This is a genomic window from Geothermobacter hydrogeniphilus, assembly GCF_002093115.1.
GTDB classification, from domain to species: Bacteria; Desulfobacterota; Desulfuromonadia; order Desulfuromonadales; family Geothermobacteraceae; genus Geothermobacter_A; species Geothermobacter_A hydrogeniphilus.
In genome coordinates, this window is the sequence record NZ_NAAD01000006.1 from 130,628 (window position 1) to 150,352 (window position 19,725).

Consider the following 19,725-nt stretch of genomic DNA (forward strand, 5'->3'; position numbering starts at 1 on the left):
CTTATATATATGAGTACAGGGGGAACCGGGATTGTCTCGGGAATGCAGTTTTCCAGGGATGAGTGTTTTATTCTGTCACGCTTGCCGGTATGCTGAAGATGCGACCCGGTTGCACACCTCCTTGAAAGATGACGATCCGGAGATATCCATGAAAGCTGAACTGCTCGGCAGGGCCGACCATTTTGACGCCCTGGAGATCCCCCTGTTTCTGGACAAAGTTCCGGCGGGGTTTCCTTCCCCGGCGACAGACTATTGCGAACGCTCCCTGGATCTGAACGAGCTGTGCATCAAGACTCCTGCCGCGACCTATTTCGTGCGGGCACAGGGGGATTCGATGATCGAAGCCGGCATCTTCTCCGGTGACGTGCTGGTGGTTGACCGTTCCCTGGAGGCGAAGCACGGGGATATCGTCATCGCCGAGTTCAACGGCGAACTGACCGTCAAGAAGCTGGAGCTGAAACCGGAAACCCGCCTAGTGCCGATGAACAGCCGGCATGCCCCGGTTCCGATTCCGGAGGGAGCGGAACTGGAAATCTTCGGTGTGGTGACAACCGTCATCCACTCACTGCGGAACCCATGACCATGTTCGCCCTGGTCGACTGCAACAATTTCTACTGCAGCTGCGAGCGCCTGTTCCGCCCGGACCTGAAAAGAGTGCCGGTGGTCGTGCTTTCCAACAACGACGGCTGCATCGTCGCCCGCAGCCAGGAGGCAAAAGACCTTGGCATCAAGATGGGAACACCCCTGTTCAAGGCCCGTAACGAGATAAAGCGGTATGGCATCCGGGTCTTTTCCTCCAATTACACCCTCTACGGTGACATTTCCTCGCGGGTGATGCAGACCCTCGAACAGTTCAGTCCGCGAATGGAAATCTACTCCATCGACGAGGCCTTCCTCGACCTGTCAGGAACCGGTTCCTGGCCTGACTACGGGCAGCAGATCCGGTCAACGGTAAAACGCCACGTCGGCGTCCCGGTGAGCGTCGGCATCGCCCCGACCAAGACCCTGGCGAAACTGGCCAACTATGCGGCCAAGAAGTTCAGGGCGACCCGAGGCGTTGTCGACCTGTCCGACCCGCGCCGACAGCAGCGTCTTCTGGCGCTCACTCCGGTCTCTGAAATCTGGGGAATTGGACGCAATCTTACCCGCACCCTGGAACGGCGCGGGATGAGGACGGCTCTGGATCTGGCGCAGATAAATCCCCGGCAGGCCAAGAGGCTCTCTTCCGTGGTGCTGGAACGCACGGTGCGGGAACTGAATGGGGAGAGCTGCATTGAACTGGACGAGGTGGCCGCGCCGAAACAGCAGATCGTCTGCTCCCGGTCTTTCGGTGAGAAGTTGACCGACTACAGCAAGGTGCGCGAGGCGATCTGCGAATTCACCGCCAGGGCCGCCGAGAAACTGCGCAGGGAAAAGCTTGCAGCCCGTATGGTCAATGTCTTTATCCGCACCAGCCCATTTGACAATGCCGGCCCCAAGTACAGCAATTCAGCGACCGGCACCCTGCCCCAGTCGAGTTCGGACACTCTGGAGATATTGGCGTTGGCGACCCGTCTGTTCGACATGATCTGGAAAGAGGGCTGCCGCTATGCCAAAACCGGAATCATGCTGGGGGATTTCTGCTCACCGGACCGGATTCAGCTCGATCTTTTTGACATGGGACCGGGCCGGAAACGAAGTGACAACCTGATGCGCGTTATTGATACCATCAACCAAGGCGGCCAGGGGAAAGTCTGGTTTGGAGGCCAGCGGCCGCAGAAGAACTGGTTTATGAGGCAGGAGAATCTGTCACCGGCCTATACGACCAAGTGGAACTGCATTCCCGTCGTGAAATGATGGCCATTTTGGGCCTGATTCGCCTGTTTATTCCGCTCACAGGAAGGTGATTTGCCCAAAATGTGAGATTTTTTTGAGAAACCGGGAGTAAAATAGCCCTCTGATTCCATAGCAGTTTCCGGAGGGGGGGGGGACCGAAAATGCTCCTTTGTTTTCTCTTTATTGGAGTTGGTCTGTTGATCGCGGGGGTATGTCTGTGGCTTCTTCTGAAAATGACATCATGATTAACAGTTGCCACAACCTGAAAACGACTTGGCATAAAAGCGGGCACTGTGGCGGGGCCTCCCAATCCGCTCGCGCGGCAACCCCGCATAGCCCTCCCCGTTGGGAACGGGTGGTACGGCCGGGAGAATATCACCGTGTCGCACAGTGCCCGGAGGAATTATAGCAGATTGGGATGAACGACATGATATGTGGTCGATAGCCGTATTGACAACCAAGGAGTTATCCAGATCATGAATATCCAACTCTTTTTCAGGATATCTCGTTAGGATATGAAACGATGTCAGGGATTTAGTCTTAGCAAATGGGAAAATTGTTGGCATGGTGAGCAGATCTGGACAATAACTTATAGGAGAAGATCTTGGCGAACCTATTCTGGAAGACGAAGGAAGGGGTCAAGGCCCTACTGGCCACCCCGTTCAAGACCGAAGATGAATTCGAGAGGACAGTGTTCGGCACATCAGAGCTACTTGAAGACATCTTCCTGCTAAAACGGCAGATACGTGGCGGCAACAAGTCCGGCATCCCGGACATTGTTGGAGTAGACAGCGACGGCAATGTCTGCATTGTCGAAATGAAAAACTGCCCTGTTGATTCCTCCATAATTCCACAGGTCCTGCAATACGCATTCTGGGCAGAAACGAATCCTGACTCCATCAAATCGCTTTGGCTTGAGTGCGATGACCGGCCCGACGACATCTCTGTCACATGGGAGAGCCTACAGGTTCGGATTCTTATCATTGCCCCCTCCATCCTCCGCTCCACGTTGGATCTTGTTGACAAGATCAACTACCCCGTCGATCTGATTGAAGTGAAGCGATGGGTGGAAGGAGATAATGAGATCCTCCTCGTCAACAAGCTGGAGGCCGAACCACGCAAGCCAACCCGCCCCGTCAGCGGCCAAGCCACATACGACGAAGCCTTCTACAAGACGCTTTACAACAACGCAAGCGTTGACCAGTTCCTCAAGTATACGAGAGAGCTTGAGGCGCATGTAAGGAAACAGGGATGGGACTTGGAACTCAAGTTTAACAAGCACTACTGCGGTTTTAAAGCAGGATTCTTCAATGCCTTTGGAATCAAATGGATTGGTTCCAAGACTTTTGCTTTCTTTTTCAAACTACCAGAAAACGAAGCCACGTCTGCTGGCATCCAGATGACACGATATGAAAAGCAATGGAAAGAGGCTGTGTATTATATTGAGCCTGGAAATACAAAGATCTCAACATTTAAGCCACTTTTTACAATGGCATACAAGAAACTGAGCGGAGAATAAAAAGCACCAAACACTTAACAGCCCCCACCGGCCTTCAAGAATAAAAAATACGTTAACAAAATTATCGTTTTTTCATTCCTTGATAAACGGCGATGATGGCACATTTTAATGGCAAAAGATAAATCGATAATACCTTACGGAGATTTTGGTTACACTGTTACCATGATTAAACATGACAAAATCCTCAGTGATGACATTGACAGATTTGGCAAATCCCTCAGAGAGTTTCGCTATCATGAAGGATACAAAGAGGTTCTTTGTCCATATTGGAGACGTTCAGACTATGGAACTGTAAAGTGCGAATATCTAGACGTTGAGGTTATAGATTCAGAGGATTTTAACGCATGGGACAAAATCAAATCTCATTTCAGCATAGATGATCCGAGCAGACTTTTTGAAAGATCACACAGATTGCCAGATGAGATAAAGATTTGTGATTTAAATCTGGAGGAAACATCTGGTCCAACTTAAAAAAAAGACGGGGTGGGTGGCCGGCTACTCCCCACCATATCGGAGACGACAGTTAGTCGCCGCCGCCGCAGGCAACGCCGAAAATTTCCTGCTGTCACCCCGCCTGATGAAAGGACGCTGACCGGGCCGGTCCACAACCTCGATCCACGGACGCCCGGTAGGCGGGGTGGCCCCCGTTGACGCCCATGTTCCTTTCACAATGCGGGAGAAGCCTTCTGCCGGGGCTGATGCACCGCACCAAGGCACGACCCCCAGCCATACGTCCAAAACAGCCGGCAGCCTGACTTCTCCCGCAGAAAAACTCTAATCGAGGAGGCAAGGACCGTCAAGGACGCTACTGTCCTCACTTTTTTCTTTCACCAAACACTTCTTGTTCGCTCACAAGCACCGCATCAACCAGTTTCTCGTTCGGCGGGCCTCCACTGCCAAGTTCCAGGTAGGCACGGATCAAGAGCCGCCAGGCACAAATCGGGACACAAGATCAGTCGGGTTGGGCACAGGCAGCCGTCCTTGTTTTCGGTCTATGCACGGGCTACCACCAGGCCCCGACACCCATTGAGAAAATATGCTGGGTGTCGCAACTGTGAAAGTGGAGTATCCGCCAACCGTTGTAGAGGTATTGCCATGCGCCCTCAGACTCCATCCACAGGGGGCGGGGTCCGGGGAATTCCACTTCACACTAAACAATAGTCAACACCCAAACGCGGACCTCCGGACCAAGAGAACTCTTTTCATCGACCCCAAACATGAGGTAACCATAGTCGGGAATCCAATCCATCATTGTCGCAAGCACCAGATCAAGGTCTTCTGATTTTAGTCTTGAATCACCTTGCAGAAGGGCAAGGCTCAATTTTGCCTGTTCTGGCAACATTCCTTGAGTCGATATATGCTTCAGTGCTGCATCGGTTGCTGTTTTACCTGCGTCTGACCCTACTGCCGTTCCTGTTCCCAAGTATCCAATTTCACCCAATTGCACCCAATCCATCAAGTCGCAATAATCAAGACAGAAAGTACTGCTCTGGACCAGGAGGTCGGTTGTCGTTGTATGGTCGATATCGGTTTCTATACGGCAACTACGGTATCGAATGACCCTCTCGTCACGAGGTATAAAAAGAGGACAGCCAGAACAATTGTAATGCATCATACTAGAATATTCAGGAATATAAACGCCGATAATGGGAGCATTGTGTTCTACGGCGATGGTCGATATAGTTCGTATCATATCATCGTAAATCCCATCATCATCAGTACCAAGTATCAAAAAAATAAAATTACTGTTTATGATTGACGAGATGAGACTGGACGGGCTGGACTCACTGCTTATGAATGAAGAGAGAGGGCTGGACAAGCTGGGCTTGCCGCAAGGACTCTCCCTGTTGAATATTCCGTAGACTTCAATCCGTGCATCCTCCCCCAGAAAAGATGCCATTATTGCCCCTTGTGAACCAATCCCAATCGCAGTAATTTTGCGGTTGTCAGAAACAGGCACAACTAAATAATTGCGCACAAGTATGTGGGGCGGCAGTTGATATTTTTTATTCAGGGAGTGTTTATCGCTACTCGACGAGTTCGAATGGTCCATAAGTTTCATTTGTTCTCCCAGGTTAAATGACAAATCCTTAGGCTTCAGAAGCTGAAAAAATGTTTTGTGGTTTTTGGATGGACAACAAACTCATGGTTTGATGAAAATTATTGCAGCTACCTTCCTTTTCAACACAACTTGAAACCCACGCGTGAACCTACGGTTTCGTTTTTGTTTTCTACTTCCGAACTCAACCATTTAATATATTTGTCAATATCACCACATCTACCCAGCAGTTCCTCCTTTTTGCGTACTACAGCAAAATCCCCGGGGGTAAGACAAGTCAACTTCCCGCCCCATTCCGATCCCAATGGCATTCCAAAAAAGTGACGAAACGCAAGTTCGACCTGTCCTGGCTTCAGGTAGTCAAACCTGCACTTGAAGGTAAAACGGCGCATGGCCGCGGAATCAAGGGCCTCCTTAAGGTTCGTGGTGCAGACGAAGGGAAAAGGGTGCCGCTCCATCCAGGTCAGCATTTCGTTCACCTGACTCACCTCCCAACTTTGTCTGGCTTCCCGACGGCTTGAAAGGAGAGAATCGACCTCATCCAAAATCAGAAAAGAGCCTCTCCGTTGAGCTTTCCGGAACACGTCTGCTATCGCCTTCTCTGTTTCCCCTACGAAAGGACCCAGCAGATCCGAGCCACGAACAACCTGCGGCTCCATCTCCAACTTCCAGGCCAGCCACCTTGCGTATTCAGATTTGCCGGTTCCAGGAGGACCGTAGAGACAAAGTGAAAAGGCCCTTATTCGCTTTTCCGCAAGTTTCTCTGCCAGATCATCCAAATCCATATCTGCATTTACCAGTGCGGCATTGAAACTGCCCTTTCCCCTCCATTCCTTGCTCCTGTCAGTTCCCATCGCCCGAGACAGACCATCCAGAGCGAACGTCAATGCTTCGTGCCCCATCTCAGAGATCTTTGCAAACCGGACAGCATTATGAAGAACTGCAGGAGTGACATCAGTCGAAACCGCCATGGTGAAAGAATCCTGTCTCAGATCCACCCCGTGCCGGTCCAGTAATCGCGACAATATCTTGGTGCTGCTTTTTCCGGGAGGCTTTTCGAACTCAACGACGACCGACATACGACGCAAGATGGATTCATCCAGAAGGTCAATATTGTTGAGGGTCCAAATGGTTGGGACAGGGTTTTCCTCGAAAAGGCGGTTCATAAAGACTTTTGAAATAACCTGCGGCTCGAGCAAGGAGCCGGGCTTGCCGGGCATCAGCAAGTCATCAATTTCATCGAAGAGGAGCAGGACCTGATCTTGCCCACGCATCAGGTTCTGCGCGAGTTGGAGCGCCTGGAGCCGCTCATCCCGGGTCGGCTCAAAGCCATCCTCATCTTTCTCCCCCACCGAATACAACTCAAACCCCAAGTGGGCTGCCAGTGTCTTGCAGAATTCGGTCTTGCCGGTTCCCGGCGCCCCCCAGAGCAGGATATTGACACCGGCCTCGTTGTTACGAACCCCTCTTTCCACAAAAACAGAGAGATAGTCCCGGGTTTTTCCAAGGTGTTCGTAGTCGTCCCAAGCGAGGTTTCCCGTCTGGCATTTTCCCACCAGAAGGGATTTAAGTTTGCCGTGGTTCAGGTGGACGTTCTGCAGACCGACTCTCACGGACCTCGGGATTTTATAGCAACTGGACAGATAGCGCCCATTGTTGGAAGCTGATTTCAACAATCCCTTCTCCAAAAGACCCCCTTGATAGGAGAGCCGTTCCGCGACCTCCTGGCGGTCCAGTCCAGACAGGGCCGCCACAAGGTCTGCGCTGTGGGAGAAGTTTTTGTACAACTCGTCGACCAGGCTTTCGAATGCGTCGTTCGTCTCGTAACGGTAGAAAATCGTAAAAATCTCCATATCTTTCTGGTCCAGCCGAAGGGTGTCGGCAAGAATCCTGATCCTTTCCGTATTGATCGCCTCATCATTCCCTTCATGCCCAATGCCTATATGAAGCAGAGACAGGACGTTGTCCCGTGTCACCAAAAACAACTCCCTTGTGACCTCGCGCTTTTCAACTGCGGCAGGATAGGCTGACAACCTGTTGAAAAGATCGTCATCCCGGACCTCCAGTCCCACTCCTTCACCGTGCTCCCACAGCCATGAGCAGATGATACTCAAGGCACGCCGGTCATTTCTGCGGTACTCCAAGAGGTTTCTCAAATATTGACAAATCCCATGCAGTTTTTCGCTACCCATAGGAGCCTCCCTTTCATCAAGGGAGAGACTATGCTGTCAGCACGACAAAATGCGTCTTGCAAGTCAGACCAAGACCTGTCAATTTTGGCACGACGCAAATCGTCGCGCGGCTTGTTTAGGATTGCTTTCAAGGAGGACGAAATGGCTACCCTTACCCAGTGGCACATATTGAAATGCCTGTCCAAAAGAAAAAAGGGGACAAAGGAGATTCAGGAAGCGCTGCAAAAGGCAGGTATCAGCCTGACTCTGCGGTCGGTCCAACGAAACCTTGAAAAGCTTTCCGAAACCTTTCCGATCACCTCTGACCACAAGAATCCTGCCGGCTGGAAATGGGCCGACGATTGCGACCTATTTGACCTGCCCGTCATGGATATCAGTGCGGCTCTGACGTTGAGGCTTGTCGAACAGCACCTGCTCGACATGCTCCCCGGCAGCTTCGTGGATACGATTCATCCCTACATACGGCGTGCGCACAAACTGCTTGATGAAGCTGCAGGTCAAGGCGTGGGGGAATGGCCGAAGCGGGTTGCGCGCATTTCAAGGCGGCAGAAACTGATACCTCCTGAAATAGAAGCCGAGGTCATGGATGCTGTTTTTCAATCGGTTCTTGAAAGCAGGCAACTGGCTGTCAAATACCAACGACTGGGCGACAGCAACCCCGCCGACCGTATACTTCATCCGCAGGGGCTGGTCTTTGATGAAGGCGTCATCTACCTGGTTGCCACCGCTTGGGGGTACAAAGACGTTCGGCAATTCGCCCTGCACAGAATGGTTGCCGCCAACGTTCTGGAACAAACGGCCAACCAGGTCGAGGGCTTCAGTCTTGAAAAATACATCGCCGAGGGGAACTTCAGCTTCCCTCGATCCGATCGGGACATTCGTCTCAAAATGCGGGTTGGAGCCTGGCTGGGGAAATATCTTGAAGAAAACAGATTGTCCTTGGACCAGCAGATTTCAAAAGAAGGGGATGGATTTCTGGTTGAAGCCTGTGTCCGTGACACCGCTCAGCTTCGCTGGTGGATCTTGGGACTTGGCACTCATGTCGAAGTGCTGGGTCCGGTCCACCTGCGCGAGGCTATCTGGGAGACGATCGAAAAGCTTTACCATACATATGCAGAAGGAGGGGATTCATGCGTCAAGGATTGAGCAAGGGGCTTTATATCAGGGGCAAACAGTGCCCCAAGTCACTCTGGCTCCACAAATTCAAACCCGAACTCAAAGACGAAGTGAGCGAACGTCAAAAAGCGGCCTTTGGTGCAGGGACAGAAGTCGGTGAACTCGCCTGCAACCTATTTCCCGGGGGTGTCATGGTCCCTTTCAAAGGACTTTCGATTGCCGAGCAGGTTACCAGAACCCGACAGGCCATCGCAAATGGAGAGGACACCATTTACGAGGCATCCTTCGAGCATGACGGGATTTTCGTCAAGGTGGACATCTTGCGCCAAAGCGGGGAGGCCTGGGATATCTACGAGGTTAAAGGCTCCACCGAGGTCAAGCCGGTGCATATGGACGATGTCGCCCTGCAGGCTTACGTTCTGCGCAATGCCGGGCTGGACGTTGGGAAAGTCAACCTGGTCCATCTCAACAACAAGTATTGCCGCAGGGGAAACATCGACCCACACGAACTTTTTTCTATTGCTGATCTGACCAAAGGTGCCCTGGAGAAGCAGGAGGAGGTGGCATACGAAGTTCGGCGGCTGCGAGACATGCTGACAGGTGACATGCCTGAGGTGGGGATCGGTCGGCAGTGCAGTTCCCCTTACGATTGTGATTTTCAGGGCTATTGCTGGCAGGACGTTCCCGAAGATTCGGTTTTTGAGTTAAACGGCAGAGGCATCGACCCGTTCGCCTACTACCATCGCGGCATGCGCCGACTCGAGGACTTGCCTCTCGCCGACTTGAACCGCAGGCAGAGACTGCAGGTGGAGCTTCACCTCAGCAAAGGGGAACGGATTAATGCCGCGGAAATCGCAAACTTCCTCGAAGATCTCTGGTATCCGTTGGTCCACCTGGATTTTGAGACATTCATGGCGCCCATTCCCCTGTTTGACAACAGCCGGCCCTACCAGCAAGTCCCCTTTCAATACTCGCTGCACATTCAGCAAGCGCAGAACAGTTCGATCGAACACCGCGAGTATTTGGCCCGGCCCGGAGTCGATCCCCGTCCAGGATTGATTGAAGGGCTGTTGCGGGAGATACCGCAGGATGCCTGCGTCCTCACATACAACATGGCCTTCGAAAAAGGGCGGCTCAAGGAACTCGCCAAGGACTTTCCGGACCATGCGGAGGGCCTCAACGGAATCCTGAGCCGGGTCAGAGATCTCATCGTTCCCTTTCGTAAACGCCATGCCTACCGCTGGCAGCAGCGCGGATCAAGCTCCATCAAGAAGGTCTTGCCGGCCTTCGTTCCAGGCTTGAGCTACAAGGGAATGCCGATTGCTGACGGCGGCATGGCAATGGCCGCCTACCATCTGATGTGCGCCGAGAGGGACCCTGGCAAGCTCGCCGAGATCCGAGAAAATCTTCTCGCCTATTGCAAACTGGACACCGAAGCCATGGTTCAACTCCTCGAACAACTCTATGAGTTGTCACAGGTGTGATGCCCGCTGAACTTAACCACGACCAACCAGGAGAACTGTCATGAACACGCTTGATGCCCCGAATATATTTGATTTTGCCACCGGAGAGCTTTCTCAGGACGCATTTATCTGCTGGCTGCTTAAATGGCTGGATTATGAAGGCGAGAATGACATGAAAAAAGCCGCGAGACTGTTTGTAGCGCTTCTTTTTGAAACCGGAGGACTCGGGCAAGTCCGACCGGACGAGGTTGAAAACCTGCAACTCTTAAAGCAGCAGTACGCCAAAACGGATGTTTTCTTCATCGCTCGGGTAAAGGGGGTGGACACCGGCTTCATCCTTGAGGACAAGGTTCACACCCAGCCCCATTCCAGGCAACTACAACGGTACGAGGAGGAGGTCAGAAAAGGCTATCCGGACCACCCGCTCGCAAAGATTTATTTCAAGACCGGGTATCTCTTTGCAAAAGATCTCCGGGAATGCCATGGGGCTGGGTACGGTATTCTTGGCTACCGTGAAATCTACAATTTCCTCAATAGCGTAGACACCGACGACGTCATCTTCATCTCCTACCGGGACTACATTCGCAGGGAATTCGTCGAAAGGTTCGAAACAGGATTGGCCGCCCTGCAGAAATCGGACGGGCACCTACGACTGAAACAAGACTTCGTCCAATATGAATTTCTGAAGTCTCTGGCAAAAGGGTGCGCCAAAACCATTGGCTCCCCGAGTTTCAGCAATGGAAACAGCACCGGGGGAGAACCTTGGGCACACTATCGTTTTCTTCTGAACGAAGATGTTTTTGGGCCGGGGCACCACGAGCGGATCTGGTATCGGATCGAGCCTCGCAAAGACAAAAGGAGCAATAAACGCTGCTACTGCCTTTCTCTTAAACAGTATGCCGAGCCCCAGACCGAGGAGCAGAAGAAACTGAAGTTAAAAAGGCTGAAACTTTACAAGGATCACTTCGCCAAGGCCAGGAAGGATTCCGGCCTGCGTTTTTCCAAACCCCTTGCAGACCGCACAGGATCCAATTCCAGTGAAATCGGAATCCTGTTCTTCGATGAGGAAACAAACTCCCTTCAGCAAGTCGTCAAGCTGCTGCCACATGTCCATGAAAAGTTTTTTACCTCGGTCCTTAATGACCAAGAGCTCTAAACCAAAGGGCGGCGCCAATTGCCTTGACAGTATTGGCGTCGTCCCTCCCCAAAGCAAAGCAAATTACTGATAATGATGGGCACCGAAAGTCATCCATCAGCCTCCCCTCGATCCGTCTCAAGACACCAATTGAACCCCATCGAATTTTCAAGCCCATCAATGCAAGCCTGTGACTTATTTTGTCACACCCGCATATAAACTATTACCAGAGGGTCCAGAAATTGCGCGATCCACCCTGCTGAAAGCAAAGGCTGGACAGCAGGGTGGCATTTAAGCGTCGTGGTTTTCCAACCAACCTGGAGGTGGGGTATGAGCATTCTGGATTTGATCGGATTGTCGCAGCGTGGATCACAACAAACTCTCTTTGAGGAAGAGCAGCTACGTGTTCTGGGCATCGACCTGGGGACCACCAATTCAACAATTGCCGAAATTGTTTTCGATCCTGACACCGACGATGAACCCGCCGTCAGGTGTCTGCCGGTGGAACAGCCAACTGCCGGAAGAAGCCACTGGAGTCCGCTGGTTCCTTCGCTTCTGGCCCTGCATGACGGTACCAGCATGATTGGTGAAGGTGCCCGGCTGCTTCGTGAGCATGGCCGGGAAGAGCAGCTGGTCGAAAAGGGAAATCTTTTTTCCTGCGTCAAGAACGACATGGGCCTGCAGCGCACCTACCACATGGCCCCGGCCGGCTATCGCAGCGCCGCCGAGATCAGCGGCCACCTTCTCCAGTTCCTCCACGAAGCGGCCATGCAAGAGAAACCCCAGATCCCGGTTCGCACCTCCATCACCGTTCCCGCCTCCTTCCAGGCCGCCCAGCGCGACGACACCATCAAAGCCGCCCGGATGGCCGGTCTGCACCTGGAGGGCGGTGATCTTCTCGATGAACCGATCGCCGCCCTGGTAAGCTACCTGGCCCGAAATGAAGACATTTACGACGTGGCCATGGAAGATCCCATCACCATGCTGGTCTTCGATTTCGGCGGCGGCACCTGTGATGTCGCGGTCATCCATCTGGAACCACATGGTGAATGTTTGAGCTTCTACCCCCAAGCGGTCTCCAGGTACCACCGCCTGGGCGGCCACGATCTTGATCAGGCGATTTTTTATGACGTGCTGCTGCCGCAGATTCTGGAGCAGAACAACCTCTCTCCGTTCGATCTTGATTACGACATCAAGAAGAACATCCTGGAACCAGCCTTCATCGGCATCGCGGAACAGCTCAAAATACGCATCTGTGAAAAGCTCCAGCGCGCGGACAATGTCAAGGCCGACGCCAGACAGATCCAGCCGGATGATTACGAATGCGTCCTCCCCGATGGGCGGACGATTCGCTATGAAAACCCGACCCTGACCGCCGAACAACTCCGCGAAGCTCTCGATCCGTTCCTCGACCCTCACGCCCTTTTTGCCCGTGAAACCGAATACCGTCAGACGCTTTCCATATTCGCGCCGATCATCGACGCTCTTGACCGCTGCGAAATGGAACCGGAGGAGATTACCGCCTGCCTGCTGGTGGGTGGCAGCTCTCTTAACCCGCTGGTCCGGAACGCACTGGAGAACTGGTTTGACAATTCGGTCCTTCTGACCTTCGACAATGAGGACCAGATGCAGCTTGCCGTGGCCGAAGGAGCGGCCATCAATGCCCTCTCCCTGGCTGTCTCCGGCCGGCCTGTGGTACTGCCGGTTTGTCCGGAGGCCATTGCCCTGCGAACCCGGGACGGCGAGCTGGATCTCGTCCCCCGCGGAGCCCAGCTCCCCTGGCCCGAAAGCGACGACTTCCATCACGCCATTGAGCTGAGAATCCCCCAGGCCGAAGACGAGGAGACCAAAACCGTCTCGGTCCGGGTGGAAGTCGTGGCCAAGGAAAAGGGAGCTCAGCGCAGCCTGCTGGGAGAAGTCTGGGAGATCCCGGCCCCGAGGGGACAAGAAGAGAGAGTCGCCCTGGAGTACAGCTTCGACCGGAACCAGGTCCTGAACCTGCGCCTGTCCCACCTGGACCGGGACGATGTTGCGCCCTTTGTCGGTCGGCGCGAACATCCTCTGACTCACGTGGTCAATCCGCAACGGGTCAAACTCAGAATCCGGGAGACCGAAGAAAAACTGCGGACCGGGCAAATCCCGGCCGGGAGAAAACGGGGCACCATCCTGCAACTGGCCGGGGACTGTTCCGAGCTTCGGCAATACGAAAAGGCCCTCGCCCTGCTCGCCGACTATCAACGAAACCAGGGGGAAGGAGACCCCGCCATTCTCAACATGATGGGCATCTATGCCGGCTACATGGGGGATCGCAAAAGCGAGGAAAAATTCTACCGCTTGTGCATCGAGCAGGACGGCACCGACGGGACGCCCTGGTTCAACCTCGCCCTGCTGAAGAGAAAAGAGAAGCTGTACGACGAAGCCCTTGACGCCATCAGGGAAGCAATCGAACTCGAACCGGACTGCGCTCCCTACCTCGTTTTCAAGGCCGGGGTTCTGCAGGACTCGGGGAAAGATTTCGCCGCCAGGGAATTTCTGGCCATGGCGGAACGAACCTTCCCGCCCATGGATGAGCAGTCTTCCTGGGAAATGCACTGGTACGGGATTCTGGCTCGGCAGAAAGGTGACAAGGAATTGCAGGAGGAGATCTCCCGTCACCGCAAAACGCATTCCTCATCCAATACGCACCGGGATATCCCGGATCAGGCGGTCTTTCCCATCTTCGTCGAGGCTGGACAATAAGAATTGAACGAATGGGGGAACAAATGGAGAAAAAAACCCGAAAAACGGGGCGGTATGAACTGGAACAAGAGAAACTTCTGAATGGGTCCAGTCCTCCAGAGTGTGGTACTTATACCCCGCCCGACAGCTACAACTGCCAGGCCATACCGGGCAAGGCCAAGAACGACAATACTTTCGACGAGAACCGGAAAAGCACCAGATCTCTGAACGACTACCTGTTCAGACCATTGGAAATCAGGCTGGATTCCGGTCGGAGAATTGTTCTGCGGAAACTTGAGCAATGGCTGACCTACAGTGGAATGCTGGAGGGCGTGCCCGATTATGACGAGCGGCTTCCGGAACGGGAACGCAAGCGCCTGGAAAAGGCCGGCGGCTGTCCCGTAGTCGTGGTCAATTCCCGGCCTGTGCCCGTTCCAGAGGACATTCAGCTGCCACCTGCAACCAGAGAAAAAATGGTCATCCCCTCGGGGCAAAAGACTCTCTGCACCCTCGGACCGGTGACCTGTTTCGCCCGGTTCCGGTCCAATCAGCCTGTGCATGACGACGACTGCATTTTCTCCGAACTGGCACTGCTCTGGTTTCAGCAAAGCTATGCCATGCCGATCGAGCCTGACATTCTCGACAAAATCAAAGCTGTCGATTGGGATGCTCATGCGCGGGATCTCGATTTTTTATGATTGGAGGATGGTGCAGCCAGGGAAGATTCGAACGTCCTTCCAGTTCCCCCAAACGGCCATTTGAGATTTTTTTGAGACCCCGATGTTATTCTGGCCACCATACTGACCACTACGGTCAAGACAGCGAACCCCTGAACATAAAAAAGAACGAAACCCCATGAGCAAAATCTACATCCCCGCAAAATCCGCCGAGGACTGGAAGCAGTTCCTTGTGGAACCTGACAAGCAATGGAAGCCTGGCTATTCCGCTCACACATTCGCACACTGCTGGCAGGACGCTGACGGATTCCCAACTGAGGTCCAGGATATTTTCCAGGGGACTCCATTGGAGAACCTGGAGATGCTTTTTGGTTTTCCGGAGCATGAAGTCCCCCTCCCCGGCGGCTCCCGGCCCTCACAAAGCGATCTCTGGGTTCTTGCCAAAAAGGATGATGAGCTGGTTTCGATAGCCGTGGAAGGGAAGGTCTCCGAGCCCTTCGGCCCGACCCTCGGAGAATGGTACAAGGATGCGTCCAAGGGGAAGATGGAACGGCTTGCCTACATCCAGGATCAGTTAGGTTTGGACAGCCCGCCACCGATGGGTACCGGTTTCCCGGGCCCGGATTATTAGCCTGTTGCAATATTATTTACTTTTGATCTCCGGAATGCTGCACCGTTTTTTTAAACACAAGAACGTCTTGTTCTTCTGCCTCAACGTTAAACTCAACACGACTTTGAAGAACGATTTCCTCTATGACCTTAGCGCCAAGACCAGATTTTAGTACCTCTTCGAATACTTCCATAAGTCTTGGTATGTTAATAATTTCTTCAACGGATTCTATGTATTTTTTTACAATAGCCTTAATCTGATATTTAGCCTCGGCTTGAGAAGATATTTTAGATAAAATATCCTCTTCTGAATCATTTGTTTTGACAACAAATGTAATAGGGTAACGCTGAACTTTATCAATATCTAAAAAATACTTCCCTGCATCAACAGTTTCTGTTACTTGAAAAAATCTACCAAGTGGCTTCATCACAAAATCAATACCACCGTCATTTGCATTTGTTCTCCCGGTTTTATACAGGACCAAATACTCTTCAAATAATTCATCTGGAGACCAGCCCCAATAAATTCTCTGACCAGAATAGTGCTGCTTCAATACGGCAAAGCTTGCGATTTCAAATACCCGTGCATCAACATTCGGATGAAACAAACCCTTTATAAATTGGATAGCTTTTTCTGGCTCTTCTTCTTGAATATCAATTATATCTTGGCAATATTGCATAAACTCAGAAAAGGCACTTTGTCTTGCTCGTACATATGATTCAATTATTTCAATTATAGATTCAGCAAGATTAAACATCTGTCCATCTACGCTGACAATAATTAATTGTTCATTTATCCAATACCTATTGCTTTCTGAATCACGAATAATCGGCAAATGATCACAAGCTGGAAAATATTTTTTAAACTCCTCATTCAATCTATGGTTCAGAGCATGGTTTTGTAATTTGCCTCCAAAGGGGAGCTCTCTCTGCCTACGAAACAAATCACTAAATTTAGCTCCTTCATAATCAGAATAGTTCCCCCCAATCGCAAAACCTCCATTCAAATAGTCTTCAATAAGCACATAAATAGCGTAATGGTTAGCAAAACCTGCACGTGACTTAGACCCACGATTGGCAGCTTTTGTTTTTATATTCAAATATTGGATAATTTCACTTGATTTAAGTAACTCATCGCCCTTGCCACCAGACTTCATATCAAGAATTTTAATAATTTCATCTGTAAAATCATGCCTAAGAATTGACATTAAACAACCCCTCCGTTATTTCTTCATGTCTTTCCTCTTTTTTCGACCTGCCATTTTTTATCTTAGTATTTTTTTGAGGTTTCCTTAAAACCTCCCCCCGGTATTCTTCATACTCAAGAACACGCCGCAACCCTATCTTCAAGTATTCCTCCTGAGATTCAATACTGATTGTCTTTCTGCCTAATGATTTAGCAACTGCCGCCGCAGTGAACGTCCCCGAAAAAGGATCAAGTACAGTGTCTCCCTCATTACTACTGGCACGAATTATCCTCTCCAATAAAGACTGAGGCTTCTGAGAAGGATGCTCTTCATACTCATCCATTCGATACCGAACCCTTGGAAAATCCCATACATTCCCGGGAACCTTTGTAGTGTTATATGGCTTTGGCACCCCCCCCCTATAATCTATCAACTTCCTTTTTGCACCAGTTTTTGCCTCAACCTTGATGTCATCATGGTTAAAAGTATATTTTTTGGAATTTTTAACACAATGAAGAAGCGGTTCATACATAGAACCAAAATATTTCTTTGCCTGAACACCAGAACTGTCATATGACCAAACTATACGACTCAATATTGTAAGCTTTTTCCTTACATATAAATCAAAATATGGCATTGCCTGGGTACTTGTCATCAAGTACATAGTTCCACAAGGCTTCAAAACTCTTATACATTCATCAATCCATTTGTAGCACCACTCTGCATAATCTTCATCAGAAGGCCAACGGTCTTTAAAATTAGAAAATTTTTTACCGATATTATATGGTGGATCAACGAATATCAAATCTACAGATGAGTCACTAATTTTTTCGTGCAAAACCCCCAAGGCATCTCCAAAGTATATGAGATGATCATCTTTTTGGTATTTTTTCATGCGGTTCTTTCCTCCGGAAAATAAATCAGGGCATCTTATCAAATATCCCTCAAGGTGGAAATCCATATTGCAGAAATAAGCTAACCACATATATTCATTAACATTATCAGCTGCCGCCGAGACCCACATTTCTCCCATTCCTCCTGCTGCTTTTCCTCCCGGTCCAGCTGATCCTCAGCTTTCTCGGCCTGCTCGGCAAAATGATCGCGGTCGGCGCCTGAATCAGGTTGATGAACCCGCGCAGCGATCTGATCAAAGTCTTCGCGGGTGTCCTGCTCTTCTTCTCTTCCCGACTGGAACTCCTTGACCTCCTCCCGCTGTTCTCCCTCTCGAAAACCCTCTCTTGCTCGATCTTCTTGATCTCGTCAAGTGTCTTGATCGTCTCTTGATCTAACGGTCCCACCGGGGAGACTATCCTCTCCGCGTAGCCAGCCTGTTTCCCGTCATTGATGCCTGTCCGCTTACCGTGCTTCCTCGCCACCCAGCGGCTGTTATCCTGTTTAAATTGGCCCTCCAAGTTCTGTCGATCGGCCCGTCACTTATCGATTCAGTTAGCGATCTCCCGGTCAAGGTCCGTCATGCGATCCTGATCGAACTGTAGCTTTCTGGACGCTTTGATGTCCTCGGCAAATTGGTCCCGTGACTGGGTACGAAAAATTTTGAGCGGTTCACAGAGGGGGGGGGGGATTTCAAATGACTCCTGGAACTGTCAATCTCTGATTGTCCCCGGCAAAACCAAGGGATTACCTTTGTATTTATAGACCTGATTGATATGCTTTTTATTCTTTTATTCTTATAAATCTGCCGCAAATCCACTGACCGCAGGCGGTCTTTGCCGTGGATTTTTCCGAGATTAGCGATGAGTGCGTGGCTGTGTAAATCGGGTTCTTTTTCCCGGTTCAAAGAATGATTAATCGACAGGCAAAGGATGCCTTCTGTCGGGTAGTAAATATCCCCCGGCCAAGCCGGGGGTACCAAGCGGCCTGGCGTTCCGACAAAGCTGCAGAATCTCATCAAACGCAACCTCAGGTTTCTGAACTGAGTCTGTCTCGCGACGAGGCCAAACGAATAAATAACCCAACTAGGCAGACATTTTGCGATAATGCTCGTCACTCAAGTTACCAGCTATGAATCGGAGGGACCATGGAAACCCTACTGCGCCACTGGCAGATGCTGCGCCTGATTCCCCGTTACCCGCGCCGCATCAGCACGTCCGAACTTGAGCAGCACCTCGCCGATCGTGGTTACACAACCACCCGACGCACCATACAGCGCGACCTCGACAAGTTTTCCCGAGAATTCCCCCTGGTCAATGATGGCCACAAACCCTCCGGCTGGTCTTGGCAGCAGGATGCCGAGGTGTTCGATGTCCCAGGCATGGACAGTAGCGCGGCTCTCACCCTGCGGATGGTCGAATCCTTCATACTTCGTATGCTTCCCGGCCAGTGCGTCCGTAGCCTGGACGGACATTTCAAACGCGCAACGACAATTCTGGATGAACTATCAGATAGTGGCCACAGTCGCTGGCCAGAGAAAGTGAAACTGGTTTCGAGAACCCAGCCGCTGCTGCCGCCCGATATCCGGGAACAGGTGTTGGATGTCGTGACAGAGGCCCTGTTTCGCGACCGCTGTTTCAACGGCAGTTACCGGGCGGCGGTCGACAACCGGGAGAAGCAGATGCTGTTCCATCCCCTGGGACTGGTCTTCTCCGACGCGGTCATCTACCTGGTGGCCCGGATCGACGGCTACGCGGATGTCCGCCACTACGCCCTGCACCGCTTCATCTCGGCGGAACTGCTGGAACAGCCTGTCGAACGACCGGACGGGTTCGATCTCGACCGGCATATCCGTGCCGGCCGCTTCGAGTGGCCGATCGAGGAAGGCAGAAGCATCCGGCTACGTGCCCGCTTCGACGCGGAGATTTCCCGGCATCTCGAAGAGCGCCGCCTGAGCGAAGACCAGGCCATCACCGCTGACGGGGACGACCGGATCCTTCTCGAAGCAACCGTTCTCGACAGCCACCAGTTGCGCTGGTGGCTGCTCGGGTTTGGTGACCAGGTCGAAGTTCTCGAACCGCAAACGCTGCGCCGGGAGTTCCAGAAGATTTCACAGCGGCTTTGCAACATCTATCAATAATCTTTGAAATGCCCCACACTCCAGACATTCCAATTACCAACCAATGCGACACCAATTGTCGCACCAATCCAGTATAAATGACCTCGAAGGCCCCTTCTTTCTTGCCCGGAGGTCATCAGATGAACAAGATTGCCTGGGAAAAACACTTTGAAGTGGATCGGATCCGCTTCAGCCTGAGCATCGACAAGAGCCACAAGATCACCT

Annotated in this window: 18 protein-coding genes; 11 read left to right on the top strand and 7 right to left on the bottom strand. The window is 51.7% G+C overall.

What is annotated here, in order from left to right; all coding sequences use genetic code 11:
• The first annotated feature begins 148 nt into the window (after positions 1–148).
• The 4 genes from umuD (at position 149) to B5V00_RS16895 (ending at position 3,805) form a co-directional block, all read left to right on the top strand.
• Entirely contained in the window at positions 149–580 is a 432-nt protein-coding gene (gene umuD / locus B5V00_RS06865; RefSeq protein ID WP_085010027.1) for a translesion error-prone DNA polymerase V autoproteolytic subunit, read from the top strand.
• Positions 577–1,836 (top strand): translesion error-prone DNA polymerase V subunit UmuC, encoded by a 1,260-nt coding sequence (gene umuC / locus B5V00_RS06870; protein WP_085010028.1) that lies wholly within the window; start codon positions 577–579, stop codon positions 1,834–1,836. The genes umuD and umuC overlap by 4 nt, the downstream gene beginning before the upstream one ends.
• Positions 1,837–2,419: 583 nt before the next feature.
• Entirely contained in the window at positions 2,420–3,334 is a 915-nt protein-coding gene (locus tag B5V00_RS06875; protein ID WP_085010029.1) for a PDDEXK family nuclease, read from the top strand.
• A 108-nt stretch (positions 3,335–3,442) separates the two neighbouring features.
• Positions 3,443–3,805 (top strand): hypothetical protein, encoded by a 363-nt coding sequence (locus B5V00_RS16895; protein WP_139800689.1) that lies wholly within the window; start codon positions 3,443–3,445, stop codon positions 3,803–3,805.
• Positions 3,806–4,484: 679 nt separating this feature from the next.
• Here B5V00_RS16895 and B5V00_RS06880 read toward each other — a convergent pair.
• Positions 4,485–5,396, bottom strand: coding sequence for a hypothetical protein (locus B5V00_RS06880; RefSeq protein ID WP_085010030.1), 912 nt, complete (start codon positions 5,394–5,396; stop codon positions 4,485–4,487).
• A gap of 119 nt (positions 5,397–5,515) precedes the next feature.
• Positions 5,516–7,585, bottom strand: coding sequence for an AAA family ATPase (locus B5V00_RS06885; RefSeq protein ID WP_085010031.1), 2,070 nt, complete (start codon positions 7,583–7,585; stop codon positions 5,516–5,518).
• A gap of 141 nt (positions 7,586–7,726) precedes the next feature.
• Between B5V00_RS06885 and B5V00_RS06890 the strand changes: the two genes are divergently transcribed.
• From B5V00_RS06890 to B5V00_RS06915, 6 genes are all read left to right on the top strand, one after another.
• A complete protein-coding gene (locus tag B5V00_RS06890; RefSeq protein WP_172399645.1) occupies positions 7,727–8,731 on the top strand; it encodes a helix-turn-helix transcriptional regulator in 1,005 nt (334 codons plus the stop codon).
• Positions 8,716–10,185, top strand: a complete 1,470-nt coding sequence (locus B5V00_RS06895; RefSeq protein ID WP_085010033.1) for a DUF2779 domain-containing protein — start codon at positions 8,716–8,718, stop codon at positions 10,183–10,185. The genes B5V00_RS06890 and B5V00_RS06895 overlap by 16 nt, the downstream gene beginning before the upstream one ends.
• A 40-nt stretch (positions 10,186–10,225) precedes the next feature.
• Complete coding sequence (locus B5V00_RS06900) at positions 10,226–11,320, top strand: hypothetical protein (protein WP_085010034.1); 1,095 nt, start codon at positions 10,226–10,228, stop codon at positions 11,318–11,320.
• Positions 11,321–11,629: 309 nt separating this feature from the next.
• Positions 11,630–14,038: an Hsp70 family protein gene (locus tag B5V00_RS06905; RefSeq protein ID WP_085010035.1), complete on the top strand. Its 2,409-nt coding sequence runs from the start codon at positions 11,630–11,632 to the stop codon at positions 14,036–14,038.
• A 23-nt stretch (positions 14,039–14,061) separates the two neighbouring features.
• Positions 14,062–14,715, top strand: a complete 654-nt coding sequence (locus tag B5V00_RS06910; protein WP_139800690.1) for a hypothetical protein — start codon at positions 14,062–14,064, stop codon at positions 14,713–14,715.
• 157 nt (positions 14,716–14,872) lie between these two features.
• On the top strand, positions 14,873–15,325 hold the full coding sequence (locus tag B5V00_RS06915; protein WP_085010037.1) for a DUF6946 family protein: 453 nt from the start codon (positions 14,873–14,875) through the stop codon (positions 15,323–15,325).
• A gap of 16 nt (positions 15,326–15,341) precedes the next feature.
• Here B5V00_RS06915 and B5V00_RS06920 read toward each other — a convergent pair whose 3' ends face one another.
• The 4 genes from B5V00_RS06920 to B5V00_RS17630 all read right to left on the bottom strand — a co-directional run bounded on the left by B5V00_RS06920 (position 15,342) and on the right by B5V00_RS17630 (position 18,399).
• A complete protein-coding gene (locus tag B5V00_RS06920; protein WP_085010038.1) occupies positions 15,342–16,511 on the bottom strand; it encodes an SPFH domain-containing protein in 1,170 nt (389 codons plus the stop codon).
• Positions 16,498–17,385, bottom strand: a complete 888-nt coding sequence (yhdJ, locus tag B5V00_RS06925; RefSeq protein ID WP_085010046.1) for an adenine-specific DNA-methyltransferase — start codon at positions 17,383–17,385, stop codon at positions 16,498–16,500. The genes B5V00_RS06920 and yhdJ overlap by 14 nt, the downstream gene beginning before the upstream one ends.
• Before the next feature lie 106 nt (positions 17,386–17,491).
• The gene (locus B5V00_RS06930; protein WP_085010039.1) at positions 17,492–17,866 is read right to left on the bottom strand and encodes a hypothetical protein; all 375 of its coding nucleotides are present in this window, start codon (positions 17,864–17,866) and stop codon (positions 17,492–17,494) included.
• A 95-nt stretch (positions 17,867–17,961) separates the two neighbouring features.
• Positions 17,962–18,399, bottom strand: a complete 438-nt coding sequence (locus B5V00_RS17630) for a relaxase domain-containing protein (RefSeq protein WP_085010040.1) — start codon at positions 18,397–18,399, stop codon at positions 17,962–17,964.
• A gap of 129 nt (positions 18,400–18,528) precedes the next feature.
• On the opposite strand from B5V00_RS17630, the gene B5V00_RS06940 reads away from it, so the two are divergent.
• Complete coding sequence (locus B5V00_RS06940; RefSeq protein WP_085010041.1) at positions 18,529–19,521, top strand: helix-turn-helix transcriptional regulator; 993 nt, start codon at positions 18,529–18,531, stop codon at positions 19,519–19,521.
• On the opposite strand, the gene B5V00_RS16900 is transcribed toward B5V00_RS06940, so the two are convergent.
• Positions 19,515–19,725: hypothetical protein (locus B5V00_RS16900; protein WP_216355466.1), on the bottom strand; the 211-nt coding region annotated here is incomplete at its 5' end. The two genes, B5V00_RS06940 and B5V00_RS16900, sit on opposite strands and share 7 nt — an antisense overlap.